Source organism: Kinneretia sp. DJ1R-11, assembly GCF_025717595.1.
Lineage (GTDB): Bacteria > Pseudomonadota > Gammaproteobacteria > Burkholderiales > Burkholderiaceae_C > Paucibacter_A.
The window spans coordinates 156,183-170,923 of the sequence record NZ_JAJIRR010000004.1 but is presented as its reverse complement, the minus strand read 5'-3'; the positions used below and the strand labels follow the sequence as shown (position 1 = coordinate 170,923).

Here is a 14,741-nt window from a genome sequence, read left to right as displayed (position 1 = left end):
CATGAGCTCCAGTGAGGGGAGGGGTCAGTGGTTCGACGGTCGGCGGGCTCAAGGGCAGACGGTCCGTTGGCGTGTGGATGGACAGGGCCTGTGGCTCTGTGCCTGGGGCGAAAAGCCGCGGCCCGAGTTGGCGCCGTTGGCCGGTCCTTTCGAGGCCCGGCGCTTGCGTTTGCGCCCCAGCTTGGGTCTGGCGCGGCAGCCTCTTGACTTGCCGGATGGCAGCACCCTCTGCGTGAGCCTAGACGCCGCCCGCCTGCAGGCTGCACTTGGGCTGCGGCCGGCCTGGGAGGATCGTTTGCTGGCGAACGTGCCGGCCATGGGCCTCTGCCTGCTCTTGCTGGTGGCCGTGCTGGTCGGTTTTGATCAATGGGGGGCACCCAAGCTGGCCCGTGCGGCCATGCCGCTCCTGCCGCCCAGCGTTGATCGCGGGCTGGGGCGGATGGTCGAGGAATCCCTGGAAACGGAGTGGCGGCCCAGCCAGGTGCCGACGGAGCGGCAGCAGCGCTTGGTGGCGCGTTTCGAATCGGTGATGAAACGCTTGCCGTCCATGGATCCAGCACCCAAATTGCGGTTTGCGCGCGAGGCCGAGTTCGACAGTGCGGAGGGCGGCTTCAATGCCCTGACCTTGCCCAATGGCACGGTGGTCCTGCTCGATGGCTTGGTGGCCCAGTTCAGCGACGAGGAACTGATGGCCGTGCTGGGCCATGAGCTCGGGCATCTGCGGCATCGTCACGCCCTTCGCGGCACCCTGCGCTCCATCGGTCTGGGCAGTGTGGCCGGGGCGGTGCTGGGGGACTTCTCATCGGTGGCGGCCAACTTGGTATTTCTGCTGCGTTCCAGCGCTCATTCGCGCGATGACGAGCGCGAGGCCGATGCCGACGCGCGCGAATTCCTGCGCCAGGCCGGCCTGCCGGCAGCCACCCTTGTTTCGACCTGGCAGCAATTCAAAAAGCAGGAACTCGCGCAAGGGTCGCGTGCCTCCCTGCTCGATGGATTCGCCAGCCACCCGAGCACCGAAGAACGATTGCGTCGGGCTCAGGCCTGGGCTGCCGAAGAGGAGGCCGCACAGCATGCGCTGCCCGCCGTGCCGGCCGCCTCGCGCTGACGCGGGTCCATCGTCTGCAATGCACTTTGAGTGAGCCGGAAGCCCGCTCAGTCGGGAATGCGGTAGTCGGCCGGTCCCATCAAGTCGATGCCGCAGGCCAGGCTCTCGGCCCAGGCGATGAACTGCTGCACGGCCGGGCCGCTCATGGGGCTGCCGTGTTGCGGCACGATCATGTCGATGGGCAAATCACGCACCATGGCTGCCCACAGGCGCATGACCTTGTTGCTGACCATGTAGCGGCGGTGGAAGCCTTCCATGTGGCGGATGTGGCCGGCCAGTTCGGTCACCGGCTTGGCCGGGTCCAGCTTGGCGCCCAGCGAGGCGCCGAGGTCGCCCGAGAACAGGATGCGGCTGATCGGGTCGTAGAACTGGAAGTTCCCCTCGGCATGCAGGAAGTGGGCGGGCAGGGCCCAGAGCTCGAAGCTGTCGTCGCTGCCCTGGCCCAGGCGCAGGCGCTGACCGGCGTCGGGCAGGCCGATGATGCGGCCGGCGGTCTTGCCGGGCTTGCAAAAGTGCGGTGCGAAGCGCTCCCAGATGCGCGAGATGTAGATCGGCGCCGTGGTGGCCGTCATCCAGCGGTCCAGTGAGGCAATGATGTCGGGGTCGGCGTGCGAAGCCAGGATGGCGGCCAGCTTGTGCGGCGCCATGGTCTGGGTCAGTCCCAGATAGAGCTCGTTGTAGGCGATATTGCCGCCCGGGTCCAGGATAGCGCCGGTGTTGCCATGGACCAGCAGGAACTGGTTGGATTGCACGGCCTCGCCGTCCTCCAGGCTGAGCTTGGAGAACATCAGGCATTGGTGTGAGCCCTGACGGAACAGTTCGATGGACATGGCGCGTGGACGGACGAATCCGGCAGTGGAGTGGCGCCACTCTAGCGAGGCCGCGCTCGCATGCCCTTGAGCCAGATCAAGCGTCGCCGCCGCCTGCCGGCTTGAGCGTGCTGCGCAAGGCCAGCAGACCCGCCTCGGGCAGGGCGGCGCTGTAGAGCCAGCCCTGGGCATCGCTGACGCCCAGGTTCAGCAGAGCCTGGCGCTGGTGCTCGGTCTCCACGCCTTCGGCCGTGATGGCCAGGCCCAGCGTGTCGGCCAGGGCAACGATGGCACGCACGATGGCCAGATCGTTGCCGGCGCGCTCAATGTCGCGCACAAAGCTCTTGTCGATCTTGAGCCGGTCCAGCGGGAAGTACTTGAGCAGGGACAGCGATGAAAAGCCGGTACCGAAGTCGTCGATGGCCAGCTTGACGCCGAGGCGCCGCAATTCGCCCAGGATCAATCGGCCGCTGTCGATCGACTGCAGGGTCGATTCGGTGATCTCCAGCTCCAGGCAGGCCGGCGGCAGGCCGTGGCGGGCCAGGGCTTGCGCGACCACATCGACAAAGCCGGGGCGCTGCAGCTGGCGTGCCGAAATATTGACGGCCAGCCGGTCCAGCGGGCGGCCGCTCGCCAGCCAGCGCACGCCCAGACGGCAGGCCTGGTCCAGAGCCCAGCGGCCGAAGTCCTCGATCAGTCCGATCTCCTCAGCCACTGGAATGAAACGGTCGGGGCTGATCGGCCCCAATTCCGGGTGGTTCCAGCGCATCAAGGCTTCGGCACCGATGACGCGGTGGCGGGTCATGTCGATGATGGGTTGCCAATGAAGCACCAGCTCGTGGCCCAGGCGCGCGCGGCGCAGGCCTTGTTCGATCTGCATGCGGGCGATCGCCTTGTCCGAGAGCGTGGCGCTGAAGACCTCGTAGCGATTGCGACCGCCCGCCTTGGCTTCGTACATGGCCGTGTCGGCTGCCTGGATCAGCGCGTCTGACGTGTTGGCATGGTCAGGAAATTGGGCGATGCCGATGCTGGCCGACACGGAGACGGGCTCGCGGCCTTCCAGCTCAACCGGCAAACGGATTTCGGCCAGCAGCTTCTCGGCCAGAGTGGTGGCGTCCTCGGTGCGAGTGATATCGCTGAGCAGGATGATGAATTCATCACCGCCCAGGCGCACCGAGACATCGGAACGGCGCAGGCAGAGCTCAAGGCGGCGCGCGATTTTGATCAGGAGCTCGTCACCGACGCTGTGACCCAAAGTGTCATTGATGGTCTTGAAGCCATCGAGGTCGAGAAAGAGCAGTGCAAAGCGGGCGCCATCGCGGCCTTCACCAGGGGCGTCCAGGCGCGCATCGCCGGCGATGAAGTGGCGCAGGCAAATCTCCAGATGATGGCGATTGCCCAGTCCCGTCAAGGCATCATGGTAGGCCAGGTGCTGGATCTGGGTCTCGGCGCGGCGCAGGGCCGAGATGTCGGTGAAGGTCAGCACCTGGTGGCTGAGCTGGCCTTGCGTGTCCAGCACGGGCGCAAGATGCTGCCAGGCCGGAAAGACGCGACCATCGCGATGCCGGCAGATGGTTTCGCCATGCCAGATGGCGGCGCTGCTGCTGATTGGCGCTGCGGGATTGCCCAGGGCGTGAAAGCCGGCGGCATCGCCGACTCTTTGCGCGTGCAGAAAGCCGCGCACATCGCGCCCGACGATCTCATGCAAGAGCCAGCCCGTCATCTGGCTGAACGACGGATTGACGGCCCGCACGCGCAACTGTTCGTCGAGGATGAGAATGGCATCCGCGGCGGATTCGAACACGACCGCAGCTCGGCGCAACTGCGCCTCGCTTTCCCGCTGCAAGCTGATGTCTCGGAACACGCCGATGATCTTGCCCTCCTCGGGAAAATGGCAGGCCTTGATTTCCAGCCAGACGGGGGGCTCTTCCTCTGGGCGCCAGCGGGTCACGCAGTGGACGGATCCGCCGGGGGCCAGCAAGCATGACATCTGCTGGCGCGCCCGCTCATCGATACAGGCCAGAAATTCCTGGCGCGAAATCGCAAAGCCACGCGGCTCGCTGGCGAACAGGGGTTTGATATGGCCGTGCAGCTCGATGTCGTCTGAATCCGGCCGGAACTCCACCACGCCGAGCTGCGCGGCATCGAGCGCCAGGCGGTAGCGCTGCTCGGCCCGTTCGGCCTGCTGCTCGGCCGAGCGCCGTGCCAGGGCCATGCGTATGGTGGCGTTCAGTTCGCGCAGCTCGAAGGGTTTGAGCAAGTAGCCGTAGGGTGCGGTCAGGCCGGCGCGTTCCAGGGTGGCCGGTTCGGCGTAGGCGGTCAGATAGATGACGGGAATCTTCAGCTGGCTGATGACGGTGTGGGCAGCGCGCGTGCCGTCACCGCCATGGCCAAGGTTGATGTCCATCAGCACCAGATCCGGGCGGTCGCCGCGGGCCAATTCGACGGCACGGCTTTCAGACGCGGCCATGCCACTGACCTCATAGCCCAGGGATTCAAGGTCCTGCTTGAGGTCCAAGGCGACGATGCGCTCGTCCTCGACGATCTGAATACGCGCAAGCCGTGGAGCCACAGGCTCCGCCAGGGAGTCCGTCATGTCGTGGTTTCCTTTGCATCCCTTGGATTCATGAAATTGACTCTCACATGGGTCCCTGGTCCTGCCATCAGACGAAGCGTGCCGTCGAGTTGCTCGGTCAGCATGGGAACCAGTTGAAAACCCAATGTCTTGCTGTTTTCCCAGTCAGGATCGGTGGGGAGGCCGATGCCGTCATCGCTGACCTCAATCTGCAGGCTGTGGTCTTCGGCTCGCTCTGCGCTGATCACGATGCGCCCGCTGCTCCGACTGGGGAACGCATGCTTGAAGGCATTGGTGACCAGCTCGTTGACGATCAGCCCGCAGGGGATGGCTGCCTGCAAGTCAATTGCCATGCCTTCATCGGCCGCCTGAACCTTCAGTTCCAGGGCTTGCGCGGGGTTGGCGTAGCTGTCGTGCAGCAAGGTGGCCAGTCGCTTGAGGTAGGGGCCCAGTTCAAGTGCAGAGAAGTCATTGCGTTCGTAGAGCAGTTGGTGGGTCAGTGCCATGGCGCGGATCCGGCTCTTGCTGTCACGTAGCACGGCCCTGACTGAGTCATCGACGTGGCGCGACTGCAGGCGCAAGAGACTGGAGACAATTTGCAGATTGTTTTTGACCCGGTGGTGCACTTCGCTGAGCAAGGCTGTCTTCTCCTGCAGGGCACGCTCAATTTGGGCCTGGGCAGCCAGGCGTTCGTCGATGTCGATGACGGTGGCCAACACCTCGGGAGGATCGCTGCCTGGAATCGGGTTCAGCCCCACCTCGACATTGAAGCTGCTGCCGTCATGCCGCAAGGCCTGCAGCCGCCTGCGTTTGGCCATGGGCCGGGTCTGGAGATGGGCAAAGAAGTGGCTGATCAGTGCTGGGTGACCGGGGCGTAAAGCCAAAGGCACCAGCTCGTTGATGTCGCTGTTTTCCAGCTTCCCGGGCGGACAGGCAAACAGCCGGTCCATGGCGGTGTTGGCGAGCAGGATGCGGCCTTCGCCATTGACCAGGGCCATGCCATCAGGGGCGGCGTTGAAAGCACTGCGGAAGCGGGCCTCGCTGGCCCGCAGAGCCCGCTCGCCGTGCACGCGGTCGGAAATGTCGATGCCCGAGGCGATCACATGGGTGACTTGCTCTCCATCGTCGCGCAGCGGAGCCAGCATGAAGTCGATGGTCATGCGGCTGTCGTTGCGCATGCGCACGATGACGTCACTTCGTATCACCTTGCCTTCGGCGGCCTCGATCATGGCGCCACGCAACCAAGCTTGCAGATCCAGGTCGTGCGACCACCAATAGGTATCCCAGAACGCCTTGCCGCGGACCTCGTCGATGCCGATGCCCGCGGCTTCCAGCGGCGCCCGGTTGGCTTCCAGGAGGATGCCCTCGGTGCTGAGTACGCCGACGAATGCGAACAAACCGTTGAGTACCCGGCGCAGGCGCTCCTCGCTTTCTCGCAGGATGGCCTCGGCCTTGCGATGGCTGGTGATGTTGACGGCTTGTACCAATATGCCCACCACCACTTGCTCAGCATCGCGTATGGGCAGGTAGCTGGCTTCCCATTCGGACGGCGTGTCGGGATGGCTGGGCACCAGGACCTGAACCCGGAACTTCTCCAGCGCATGGCCATGGTCCAGCACCGCGCGCAGCAGAGGTTCAAGCTTGTCAAAGGCCTGCGGTAGCACTTCGGCGACGCTGCGCCCCAAGAGCTTCTCGACTGGCACCCCATTGAACTCGGCCAAGGCCCGGTTCACCCGGGTGTAGCGAAGTTGCTGGTCCAGCACGGCCAAGCCAACAGGCAGATCGCTGGCGAACAGACTGTCGAGTACCGCGTGTTCAGCCGGCACGGCCTTCATGTTTGGCGTGGCCATGGACCGACGGCGGTTTCGGCGCGCATGGAGTGAGCGGCGTGGCGCCCACGAGACGATCGCGTCGGGTACTGCATGCTGGTTCTCTCCCTGAGAAACATCGTGGACTCAACGACATCGGTGCAGACCCCATCTATCTTGATGTTTGTCAATTTCGAGTCTACCCGGCAACAGCCGTCCAGGTTGTTTGTTTCTTGGGTCGGCGACCAGCGGCAGGTTCAGGGCTGTTGATCGGTCTTGCCCTCTTTCTTGGGGCGGTGCTCGCGGACCTGCAGGCGCGGCCGCTCAGCCTCTTCCTGGGGCAGCGGCGCCACTTCTTGCAAGCTGGCATGGCAGCGCAGGGTCAAGTCTTGATAGGTCTCGGTGCCGACGCGCTTCCAGCTGATTTCGTCTTCGCTGAGTTCGCGCATGACCTTGGCCGGCAGGCCGGCGATCAGCGAGCGCTCGGGCAGCTTGAGCCCGGCGCGGACAAAGGCGCAGGCGGCAACGATGCTGTAGGCGCCGACCTCGGCCGAGTCCATGACCACCGCATTCATGCCGACCAGGGCGTCATGGCGCACGATGCAGCCATGGAGCACGGCGCCGTGGCCGATATGGCCATTGCGTTCGACCACGGTCAGGGAATCCGGGAAGCCATGCACCACGCAGTTGTCCTGGACATTGGCGCCTTCGTGGATTTCGATGCGGCCGAAATCGCCACGCAAGCTGGCCAAGGGGCCGATGTAGCAGCCCGGGCCGATGTGGACATCACCGATCAGCACGGCCGTGGGGTGGACATGGGCGCTGGGGTGGACGACCGGGATGACGCCGTCGATGGAGTAGGTGGGCATGGGCGGGGATGGGATGGTGAACGGGTGAATGGGTGAATGGGTGAATGGGTGAATGGGTGAATGGGTGAGTGGGTGAATGGGTGAATGGGTGAGTGGGTGAGTGGGTGGGTGAGTGGGTGAGTGGGTGAGTGGGTGAGTGGGTGAGTGGGTGAGGCGCGGTGACGAGTGTGGCTGATTCACCTGTTCACCCATTCACTGGTTCACTGCATTCCAAGGGTTTACGCTGAGTAGCGCCGTCTTGCGCCAAATCAAGACCAACCTTACGATCTACCGACCGGTCGGTCAAGAGTGTTTGAGCTGATCGATTCGCTGCCTTCCTTCGTCGAACGAACCGCCCCGAGGCCTGCCGCATGCAAGAACCGCAACTCCTGAGCCAGCAGAACGGTGCCGTCCGCACCCTGACTCTGAACCGCCCCGCGGCGCTCAATGCCTTCACGTCTGGCCTGCTGGCCGAGCTGCGCGAAGCGCTGGATGCGGCTGCGGGCGATGCCAGCGTGCGTTGCGTGGTGATCACCGGCGCCGGCCGTGCCTTCTGTGCCGGCCAGGATCTCAGCGACCCCATGGTCAACCCCGATCTCAAACCCGGCGAATCGCCCAAGGACATCGGCGCCTTGCTCGACGGCTTTTACATCCCCCTGGCCCAGCGCGTGCGCAGCATGCCGGTGCCCGTGATCGCCGCCGTCAATGGCGTGGCGGCCGGCGCCGGTGCCAATCTGGCCTTGGGCTGCGACCTGGTGTTGGCCGGCAACTCTGCCAGTTTCATCCAGGCCTTTGCCAAGATCGGCCTTGTGCCCGATTGCGGCGGCAGCTGGTTGCTGCCGCGCCTGGTGGGGCGCGCCAAAGCCTTGCAGCTCGCCTTGTTGGGCGAGAAGCTGCCGGCCGCCGAGGCGCAGGCCATCGGCCTGATCTGCAAGGCCGTGCCCGATGAAGAACTGGCCGCCAGCGCCCAGGCCTTGGCGCAAAAGATCAGCCAGATGCCGGTGCGCGCCATGGCCCAGACCCGCATGGCGTTTGACGAAGCCGGCCTGCTGGACTTTGACGACGCCCTGCGCCTGGAGGCGGTGACGCAAAGCCAGCTGGGCTTCTCGGCCGACTATCTGGAAGGCGCCGCGGCCTTTTTGCAAAAGCGCGCGCCCAAGTTCAGCGACCGCTGAACAATCAAGCGCCAGCATCAAGACGGAGCCCGCCCATGAGCATGGATGCACAAGAGATTGCTGAAGCCGTGAAGCGCAGCATGTGGGCCCAGGACCGCGCCAGCCAGAGCTTGGGCATGGAGGTGCTGGCAATTGCGCCCGGCGGTGCCACCCTGGCCATGACTGTGCGCGAAGACATGCTCAACGGTTTTGAGATCTGCCACGGCGGCCTGATCACCACCCTGGCCGACTCGACCTTTGCCTTCGCCTGCAACTCCTACAACGAGCTGACCGTGGCCTCGGGCTTCAGCATCGACATCGTCGCACCCGCCCGCCTCGGCGACCGCCTGACCGCGGTGGCGCGCGAGGTTTCGCTGGCCGGCCGCACCGGCGTCTACGACATCACGGTCAAAAACCAGGCTGACCAGCTGGTGGCCGTGTTCCGCGGCAAGAGCTACCGCATCAAGGGCAAGCCGGTGGTGCTCTTGCCGCTGGCCCCGAATCTGGATTCGTCGGAGGGCGAGGCATGAGTGAGAGCAAGAGTGGCCCCGCATCGCGTTTGGGTCTGGACGCGATCGAAAATGCCAGCCAGGACGAGCTGCAAGCCCTGCAGCTGACGCGCCTGCGCTGGAGCCTGCAACATGCCTACGACCAGGTGCCGCATTACAAGGCGGCGTTTGACGCGGCCGGCGTGCATCCGTCTGATCTGAAGAGCCTGGCCGACCTGGCCAAGTTTCCCTTCACCACCAAGAAAGACCTGCGCGACAACTACCCCTTTGGCATGTTCGCCGTGCCGCGCCATCAGGTGGCGCGGGTCCATGCCTCCTCGGGCACCACGGGCAAGCCGACCGTGGTGGGCTACACGCAGCAGGACATCGACACTTGGGCCGGTCTGGTGGCGCGCTCCATCTACGCCGCCGGTGGCCGAGCGGGCGATCTGGTCCATGTGGCTTATGGTTATGGGCTCTTCACCGGCGGCCTGGGCGCGCACTACGGCGCCGAAAAGCTGGGCTGCACGGTCATCCCCATGTCCGGCGGCCAGACCGAAAAGCAGGTGCAGCTGATCCAGGATTTCCGGCCCGACATCATCATGGTCACGCCCAGCTATATGCAGGTGATCATCGAGGAGTTCGCACGCCAGGGCCTGGATGCGCGTGAGATGTCGCTGCGCATCGGCATCTTCGGGGCCGAGCCCTGGACCGAAGCCATGCGCCGCGAGATCGAGGGCAAGGCCGGCATCGATGCGGTGGACATCTACGGCCTTTCCGAGGTCATGGGCCCGGGTGTGGCCAGCGAGTGCATCGAGAGCAAGGACGGCCCGGTGATCTGGGAAGACCATTTCTACCCCGAGATCATCGACCCCGAGACCGGTGCCGTGCTGCCCGATGGTGCCGAGGGTGAGCTGGTCTTCACCTCGCTGAGCAAGCAGGCCCTGCCCATCATTCGCTACCGCACCCGCGATCTGACCCGGCTGCTACCGCCCACCTCGCGCAGCATGCGGCGCATGGGCAAGATCGTCGGCCGCAGTGACGACATGCTGATCATCCGCGGCGTCAATATGTTCCCGACCCAGATCGAGGAACTGGTGCTGCAGGAGCCGCAGCTCTCGGGCCAGTACCAGATCGTGGTCTCTCGCGAGGGCGCACTCGACGAGGTGGAAGTGCGCTGCGAACTGCAGCCGGCCGCCGCGGCCGCCGATGGCAGCCAGGTCGCCCAGGTGGCCAAGTCCCTGCAGCACCGCATCAAGACCCTGGTGGGCGTGTCTACCAAGGTCCATGTTGGCGCCCCCGATTCCATTGAACGCACCTTGGTGGGCAAGGCCCGCCGGGTGATCGACAAGCGGCCGCGCTGAGCCGCACACAGCCCGCACAGCCCCGCCTCATTTTCAGGAGCAAGCCCAGATGTACACCCAAGCCATGAGCGTCGGCCCACAGGATGTGGCCGCCAAGGTCAAGAGCGCCGAGGACGCGGCCCGCGAGGCGGCCTTCGAAGCCCGCATCGACGCGGGTGACTTCATCGAAGCCAAGGACTGGATGCCCGAGCATTACCGCAAGACCTTGGTGCGCCAGATCAGCCAGCATGCGCATTCCGAGATCGTCGGCATGCTGCCCGAGGGCAACTGGATCAGCCGGGCGCCCACGCTCAAGCGCAAGGCCATTCTGCTGGCCAAGGTGCAGGACGAGGGCGGCCATGGCCTCTATCTCTACTCGGCCGCCGAGACCCTGGGCACCAGCCGTGACCAGATGCTTGATGCCTTGCACAGTGGCAAGGCCAAGTACAGCTCCATCTTCAACTACCCGACGCTGACCTGGGCCGATATCGGCGTGGTCGGCTGGCTGGTCGATGGCGCGGCCATCATGAACCAGGTGCCCTTGTGCCGTTGCTCTTTCGCGCCCTATGCCCGTGCCATGATTCGCGTCTGCCGCGAGGAAAGTTTCCACCAACGTCAGGGTTATGAATCCCTGCTGGTGATGATGCGAGAAGGCACGGCCGAGCAAAAAGCCATGGTTCAGGACGCGGTGAACCGCTGGTGGTGGCCGTCTCTGATGATGTTCGGCCCGGCCGACAAGGATTCGCCCAACTCTGAGCAATCGATGCGCTGGGGCATCAAACGCATCAGCAACGACCAGCTGCGCCAGAAGTTTGTCGATGCCACCGTGCCACAGGCCCAGATTCTGGGCATCACGCTGCCGGACCCCGATCTCAAATGGAATGAAGAACGCGGCGAGCATGACTTTGGCGCCATCGACTGGGCCGAGTTCTGGCGCGTGGTCGGCGGTGACGGCCCCTGCAACCGCGAACGCCTGGCCACCCGCGTCAAGGCCTGGGACGACGGCGCCTGGGTGCGCGAAGCCGCCCTGGCCCACGCCCGCAAACACATGAACAAGGAGCAAGCCGCATGAGTTCGATCAACAAAGAATGGCCGCTGTGGGAAGTCTTTGTGCGCAGCAAGGCGGGCCTGGACCACAAGCATTGCGGCAGCCTGCACGCCCCCGACGCCAAGATGGCCGTGCAGATGGCCCGCGAGGTCTACACCCGGCGCCAGGAAGGCTGCAGCATCTGGGTGGTGCTGTCTAGCCAGATCGTCGCCTCGGACCCGGGCGAGAAGGGCATGTACTTCGACCCGGCCGAAGACAAGGTGTACCGCCACCCGACCTTCTACCAGCTGCCCGATGCCATCAACCACATGTAAGACATGAAGCCCCCACGTTCATTGCATTCACTGCCAAAAGGCCTGCATGCCTTTTGGCCTTCGCCAGCCTCGAACGAGCGCGCAGGCGCTCGTTCGGCGCGGGCACAGCCCCCCGAGGGGGCGTGGGCCTCCCTTGGGGCGGCCCGGCGGGAGTCCTGAGGTATGAGCCAAGCATCGATTCAAGTGGGCAGCAGCCCGCAAGTGCAGTACCTGCTGCGCATCGCCGACAGCTGTCTGATCCTGGGCCAGCGTCTGGGTGAGTGGTGCGGCCATGGCCCCATCCTCGAGGAAGATCTGGCCCTGGCCAATATGGCCCTGGACCTGATCGGCCAGGCGCGCGCGCTGCTGACCCATGCCGCCCATCTGGACGGGCAGGGCCATGACGAAGACCAGCTCGCCTTTTTGCGCGAGGAGCGCCAGTACCTGAACCCGGTGCTGATGGAGCTGCCGCGCGGCGATTTCGCCTTCACCCAGGTGCGCAACTTCGCCGTCGCCACCTGGCTGCAGCTGCTCTGGGGCCGCCTGGCCTCCAGCAGCGATGCCGAGGTGGCGGCGATTGCTGCCAAGGCCGTCAAGGAATCGCGTTATCACCAGCAGCATGCCGCCGATTGGGTGGTGCGCCTCGGTGATGGCACGGACGAATCCGCCGCCCGCATGCGCGATGCCCTGGCCCAGCTCTGGCCCTTGTTCAATGAGCTCTTTGACGCCGACGCGGTGGACGCCGCCGCCGTGGCCCAAGGCCTGGGCCCGGCCTGGTCGGAGCTGCGCGCCGACTGGCAGGCGCAGATGGACGAGGTGCTGGCCGACGCCACCCTGGCCCATCCCAAGCCCAGCGCCTACGTGTCCGCCGGCCGCCGTGGCGTGCACAGCGAGCATATGGGCCATCTGCTGGCCGAGATGCAGTACCTGCAGCGCGCCTACCCCGGGGGCAAGTGGTAATGAGTCTGCCATCAAGCAGCGCCTGCGGTCGGCTCGAAGCCGCCTGGGAGGTGCTGCGCCAGATTCCCGACCCCGAGGTGCCGGTGATCTCGCTCTGCGAGCTCGGCATCGTGCGCGATCTGCGTCTGCGCGAGGACGGGGTCGAGGGCCTGGAGGTGGTGCTGACGCCCACTTACAGCGGCTGCCCGGCCACGGAATTGATCCAGGACGATGTGCGTGCGGCCCTGTCCGCTTTCGGCGCGGTGCAGGTCACCTTGCAGCGCGCGCCGGCCTGGACCACCGATTGGATCACCGCCGAGGGCCGCGAGAAGCTGCGCGCCTACGGCATTGCGCCACCGGGGCCGGTGGCGGCGGGCGCGGAGCAACCGATTCGCCTGGTGCACCGCGCCTCGCTGAGCCAGCTGGCCTGCCCGCGTTGCGGCAGCCTGCAGACCGAAAAGCTGTCTGCTTTTGGCACGACCGCCTGCAAGGCCCTGTACCGCTGCTTGAGCTGCCGCGAGCCGTTTGAGCATTTCAAACCTATCTGAATTCAAAGAAGACGGATCCCAGCGATGAGTCTGCATTTCCATCCCCTCAAAGTCAGCTCGGTCACACCCGACACTGACGACGCCGTGATCCTCAGCTTCGAGGTGCCTGCCAGCCTGCAAGCCGATTTCCAATTCGTGCCCGGGCAATACCTGACCCTGCGCCATGAGGTGGAGGGCCAGGACCTGCGCCGCTCCTATTCCATCTGTGCTGGCGCCGATGATGGCGAACTGCGCGTGGGCGTGCGCCGGGTGGAGGGCGGTGCCTTCTCGACCTGGGTGCATGGCGAGCTCAAGGCCGGCGCGGTGATCGAAAGCTATCCGCCCCAGGGGCGCTTCGGTGCCCAGGCTCTGGCCGGGCGCGGCGAGCATCATGTTGGCATCGCTGCCGGTTCGGGCATCACGCCCATCCTGTCCATCATGAAGACGGTACTGGCGCGCGACCCCGAGGCCCGCTTCACGCTGATCTACGGCAACCGGGCCCAGGCCTCCACCATGTTCAAGGAGGAGATCGAGGACCTGAAGAACCGCTACATGACGCGGCTGTCCTTGCACCCGGTGTTCTCGCGCGAGCAGGTCGATGCGCCGCTGCAAGCGGGGCGCATCGATGCGGGCAAGCTGGCGGTCTTTCTGGCCACGGTCTTGCCGCCGTCCAGCATCGACCAGGCCTATGTCTGCGGGCCTTTCGAGATGAACGAGGCGGCCGAGGCCACGCTGCGGGCCTCGGGTGTGGACGAGGCACGCATTCATGTTGAGCGCTTCGGCACGCCCGAGATGCAGGCGGGCCAGCCCGCACCCCACCAAAGCCTGGCCGGCGACGCCGACAGCGCCCGCGTGACGGTGATTCGCGACGGCTTCAGCCGTGAGATCGAATTCGCCAAGAGCGATGCCAGCCTGCTCGACGCCGCCGCGCGTGCCGGCATGGATGTGCCCTTCTCCTGCAAGAGCGGGGTCTGCTCGACCTGCCGCTGCAAGCTGCTCGAAGGCGAGGTGCGCATGGACAAGAACTTCGCGCTCGACAAGCATGAAGTCGCTGCCGGCTTCATCCTCAGCTGCCAGGCCCATGCGTTGACGCCACGTGTGGTGATTTCTTTCGATGAACGTTGAATTGATGTCGCGCTCCCGTTCACCGATGGATGCAAGCTGATGGCACGCGGACGCGCCCCTGGTTTTGAGAATCAGCGTGAGCAGATCTTGCGCGAGGCGGCGCGCCTGTTCGCCCACCAGGGCTACGCCGGCACTTCGATGAATGCCGTGGCTGAGGCCTGTGCGGTCAGCAAGCCCACGCTGTACCACTATGTGCGTGACAAGCACGAGCTCTTGGTGCAGATCTGCGAGAGCCATGTACAGGATCTGGAGGCCTTGGTGCAGGAGGTGCTGGCGCAAGAGCTGGCCCCCGAGGCTCAGTTGCGCGCCCTGATCGCCCGCTTTGTGCAGGCCTATGGCGAAGCGCAGAACGAGCACCGGGTGCTGACGGAAGATGTGAAGTTCCTGGACGAAGCCGACCGCTTGCGCCTGACGGCGATTGAGCGCCGTGTGGTCGCGGCCTTTGCCGACAGCGTGGCGGCCGTGCGGCCCGAGCTGCAGGCGGTCAAGCTGCACAAGCCGCTGACCATGCTGCTCTTTGGCATGATCAACTGGACCTTCACCTGGCTCAAGCCCGATGGTGAGCTGACCTATGAGGCGGTCGCCCCCATGGTGGCCGATCTGTTCTTTGGCGGACTGGGCGCGGTGCAAGCCGAGCCTGGGGCGCAGGCCTTGCAAGCTTGATGAAGGCTTGGCGGCG

At 65.2% G+C, this 14,741-nt stretch carries 14 protein-coding genes; 10 read left to right on the top strand and 4 right to left on the bottom strand.

Features of this window, described 5'->3' with window-relative positions; translation table 11 throughout:
- Position 1: 1 nt before the first annotated feature.
- Positions 2 to 1,105 carry a M48 family metallopeptidase gene (locus tag LNV23_RS09580; RefSeq protein WP_263562786.1) on the top strand — a complete coding sequence of 368 codons (1,104 nt, stop codon included), beginning with the start codon at positions 2 to 4 and terminating at the stop codon, positions 1,103 to 1,105.
- A gap of 47 nt (positions 1,106 to 1,152) precedes the next feature.
- Here the strand turns inward: LNV23_RS09580 and LNV23_RS09575 are convergent, their stop codons facing one another.
- From LNV23_RS09575 to LNV23_RS09560, 4 genes are all read right to left on the bottom strand, one after another.
- Positions 1,153 to 1,935 (bottom strand): oxygen-binding di-iron domain-containing protein, encoded by a 783-nt coding sequence (locus tag LNV23_RS09575; RefSeq protein ID WP_263562785.1) that lies wholly within the window; start codon positions 1,933 to 1,935, stop codon positions 1,153 to 1,155.
- A gap of 76 nt (positions 1,936 to 2,011) precedes the next feature.
- The gene (locus LNV23_RS09570) at positions 2,012 to 4,510 is read right to left on the bottom strand and encodes a two-component system response regulator (protein ID WP_263562784.1); all 2,499 of its coding nucleotides are present in this window, start codon (positions 4,508 to 4,510) and stop codon (positions 2,012 to 2,014) included.
- Positions 4,507 to 6,339, bottom strand: coding sequence for a PAS domain S-box protein (locus LNV23_RS09565; RefSeq protein WP_263562783.1), 1,833 nt, complete (start codon positions 6,337 to 6,339; stop codon positions 4,507 to 4,509). Before LNV23_RS09565 ends, LNV23_RS09570 begins: the two co-directional genes overlap by 4 nt.
- 215 nt (positions 6,340 to 6,554) lie before the next feature.
- Entirely contained in the window at positions 6,555 to 7,166 is a 612-nt protein-coding gene (locus LNV23_RS09560) for a phenylacetic acid degradation protein PaaY (protein WP_263562782.1), read from the bottom strand.
- A gap of 350 nt (positions 7,167 to 7,516) precedes the next feature.
- Between LNV23_RS09560 and LNV23_RS09555 the strand changes: the two genes are divergently transcribed.
- The 9 genes from LNV23_RS09555 (at position 7,517) to LNV23_RS09515 (ending at position 14,725) form a co-directional block, all read left to right on the top strand.
- Positions 7,517 to 8,320 (top strand): enoyl-CoA hydratase-related protein, encoded by an 804-nt coding sequence (locus tag LNV23_RS09555; protein ID WP_263562781.1) that lies wholly within the window; start codon positions 7,517 to 7,519, stop codon positions 8,318 to 8,320.
- Positions 8,321 to 8,355: 35 nt separating this feature from the next.
- The gene (paaI, locus tag LNV23_RS09550) at positions 8,356 to 8,829 is read left to right on the top strand and encodes a hydroxyphenylacetyl-CoA thioesterase PaaI (protein ID WP_263562780.1); all 474 of its coding nucleotides are present in this window, start codon (positions 8,356 to 8,358) and stop codon (positions 8,827 to 8,829) included.
- Positions 8,826 to 10,151: a phenylacetate--CoA ligase PaaK gene (paaK, locus tag LNV23_RS09545; RefSeq protein WP_263562779.1), complete on the top strand. Its 1,326-nt coding sequence runs from the start codon at positions 8,826 to 8,828 to the stop codon at positions 10,149 to 10,151. The genes paaI and paaK overlap by 4 nt, the downstream gene beginning before the upstream one ends.
- Positions 10,152 to 10,200: 49 nt before the next feature.
- Positions 10,201 to 11,202, top strand: coding sequence for a 1,2-phenylacetyl-CoA epoxidase subunit PaaA (paaA, locus tag LNV23_RS09540; protein WP_263562778.1), 1,002 nt, complete (start codon positions 10,201 to 10,203; stop codon positions 11,200 to 11,202).
- Entirely contained in the window at positions 11,199 to 11,492 is a 294-nt protein-coding gene (gene paaB, locus LNV23_RS09535) for a 1,2-phenylacetyl-CoA epoxidase subunit PaaB (RefSeq protein ID WP_263562777.1), read from the top strand. Before paaA ends, paaB begins: the two co-directional genes overlap by 4 nt.
- A 162-nt stretch (positions 11,493 to 11,654) precedes the next feature.
- A complete protein-coding gene (gene paaC, locus LNV23_RS09530) occupies positions 11,655 to 12,431 on the top strand; it encodes a 1,2-phenylacetyl-CoA epoxidase subunit PaaC (protein ID WP_263562776.1) in 777 nt (258 codons plus the stop codon).
- Entirely contained in the window at positions 12,431 to 12,958 is a 528-nt protein-coding gene (paaD, locus tag LNV23_RS09525; RefSeq protein WP_263562775.1) for a 1,2-phenylacetyl-CoA epoxidase subunit PaaD, read from the top strand. The genes paaC and paaD overlap by 1 nt, the downstream gene beginning before the upstream one ends.
- A 24-nt stretch (positions 12,959 to 12,982) precedes the next feature.
- A complete protein-coding gene (gene paaE / locus LNV23_RS09520; RefSeq protein WP_263562774.1) occupies positions 12,983 to 14,062 on the top strand; it encodes a 1,2-phenylacetyl-CoA epoxidase subunit PaaE in 1,080 nt (359 codons plus the stop codon).
- Between the two features lie 39 nt (positions 14,063 to 14,101).
- Positions 14,102 to 14,725 (top strand): TetR/AcrR family transcriptional regulator, encoded by a 624-nt coding sequence (locus tag LNV23_RS09515; RefSeq protein WP_263562773.1) that lies wholly within the window; start codon positions 14,102 to 14,104, stop codon positions 14,723 to 14,725.
- Positions 14,726 to 14,741 lie beyond the last annotated feature (16 nt).

Excerpts from the sequence above, each read along its gene's own strand:
- LNV23_RS09580 (WP_263562786.1), top strand. The coding sequence starts at position 2 with ATGAGCTCCAGTGAGGGGAGGGGTCAGTGGTTCGACGGTCGGCGGGCT.
- LNV23_RS09575 (WP_263562785.1), bottom strand. The coding sequence starts at position 1,935 with ATGTCCATCGAACTGTTCCGTCAGGGCTCACACCAATGCCTGATGTTC.
- LNV23_RS09570 (WP_263562784.1), bottom strand. The coding sequence starts at position 4,510 with ATGACGGACTCCCTGGCGGAGCCTGTGGCTCCACGGCTTGCGCGTATT.
- LNV23_RS09565 (WP_263562783.1), bottom strand. The coding sequence starts at position 6,339 with ATGGCCACGCCAAACATGAAGGCCGTGCCGGCTGAACACGCGGTACTC.
- LNV23_RS09560 (WP_263562782.1), bottom strand. The coding sequence starts at position 7,166 with ATGCCCACCTACTCCATCGACGGCGTCATCCCGGTCGTCCACCCCAGC.
- LNV23_RS09555 (WP_263562781.1), top strand. The coding sequence starts at position 7,517 with ATGCAAGAACCGCAACTCCTGAGCCAGCAGAACGGTGCCGTCCGCACC.
- paaI (WP_263562780.1), top strand. The coding sequence starts at position 8,356 with ATGAGCATGGATGCACAAGAGATTGCTGAAGCCGTGAAGCGCAGCATG.
- paaK (WP_263562779.1), top strand. The coding sequence starts at position 8,826 with ATGAGTGAGAGCAAGAGTGGCCCCGCATCGCGTTTGGGTCTGGACGCG.
- paaA (WP_263562778.1), top strand. The coding sequence starts at position 10,201 with ATGTACACCCAAGCCATGAGCGTCGGCCCACAGGATGTGGCCGCCAAG.
- paaB (WP_263562777.1), top strand. The coding sequence starts at position 11,199 with ATGAGTTCGATCAACAAAGAATGGCCGCTGTGGGAAGTCTTTGTGCGC.
- paaC (WP_263562776.1), top strand. The coding sequence starts at position 11,655 with ATGAGCCAAGCATCGATTCAAGTGGGCAGCAGCCCGCAAGTGCAGTAC.
- paaD (WP_263562775.1), top strand. The coding sequence starts at position 12,431 with ATGAGTCTGCCATCAAGCAGCGCCTGCGGTCGGCTCGAAGCCGCCTGG.
- paaE (WP_263562774.1), top strand. The coding sequence starts at position 12,983 with ATGAGTCTGCATTTCCATCCCCTCAAAGTCAGCTCGGTCACACCCGAC.
- LNV23_RS09515 (WP_263562773.1), top strand. The coding sequence starts at position 14,102 with ATGGCACGCGGACGCGCCCCTGGTTTTGAGAATCAGCGTGAGCAGATC.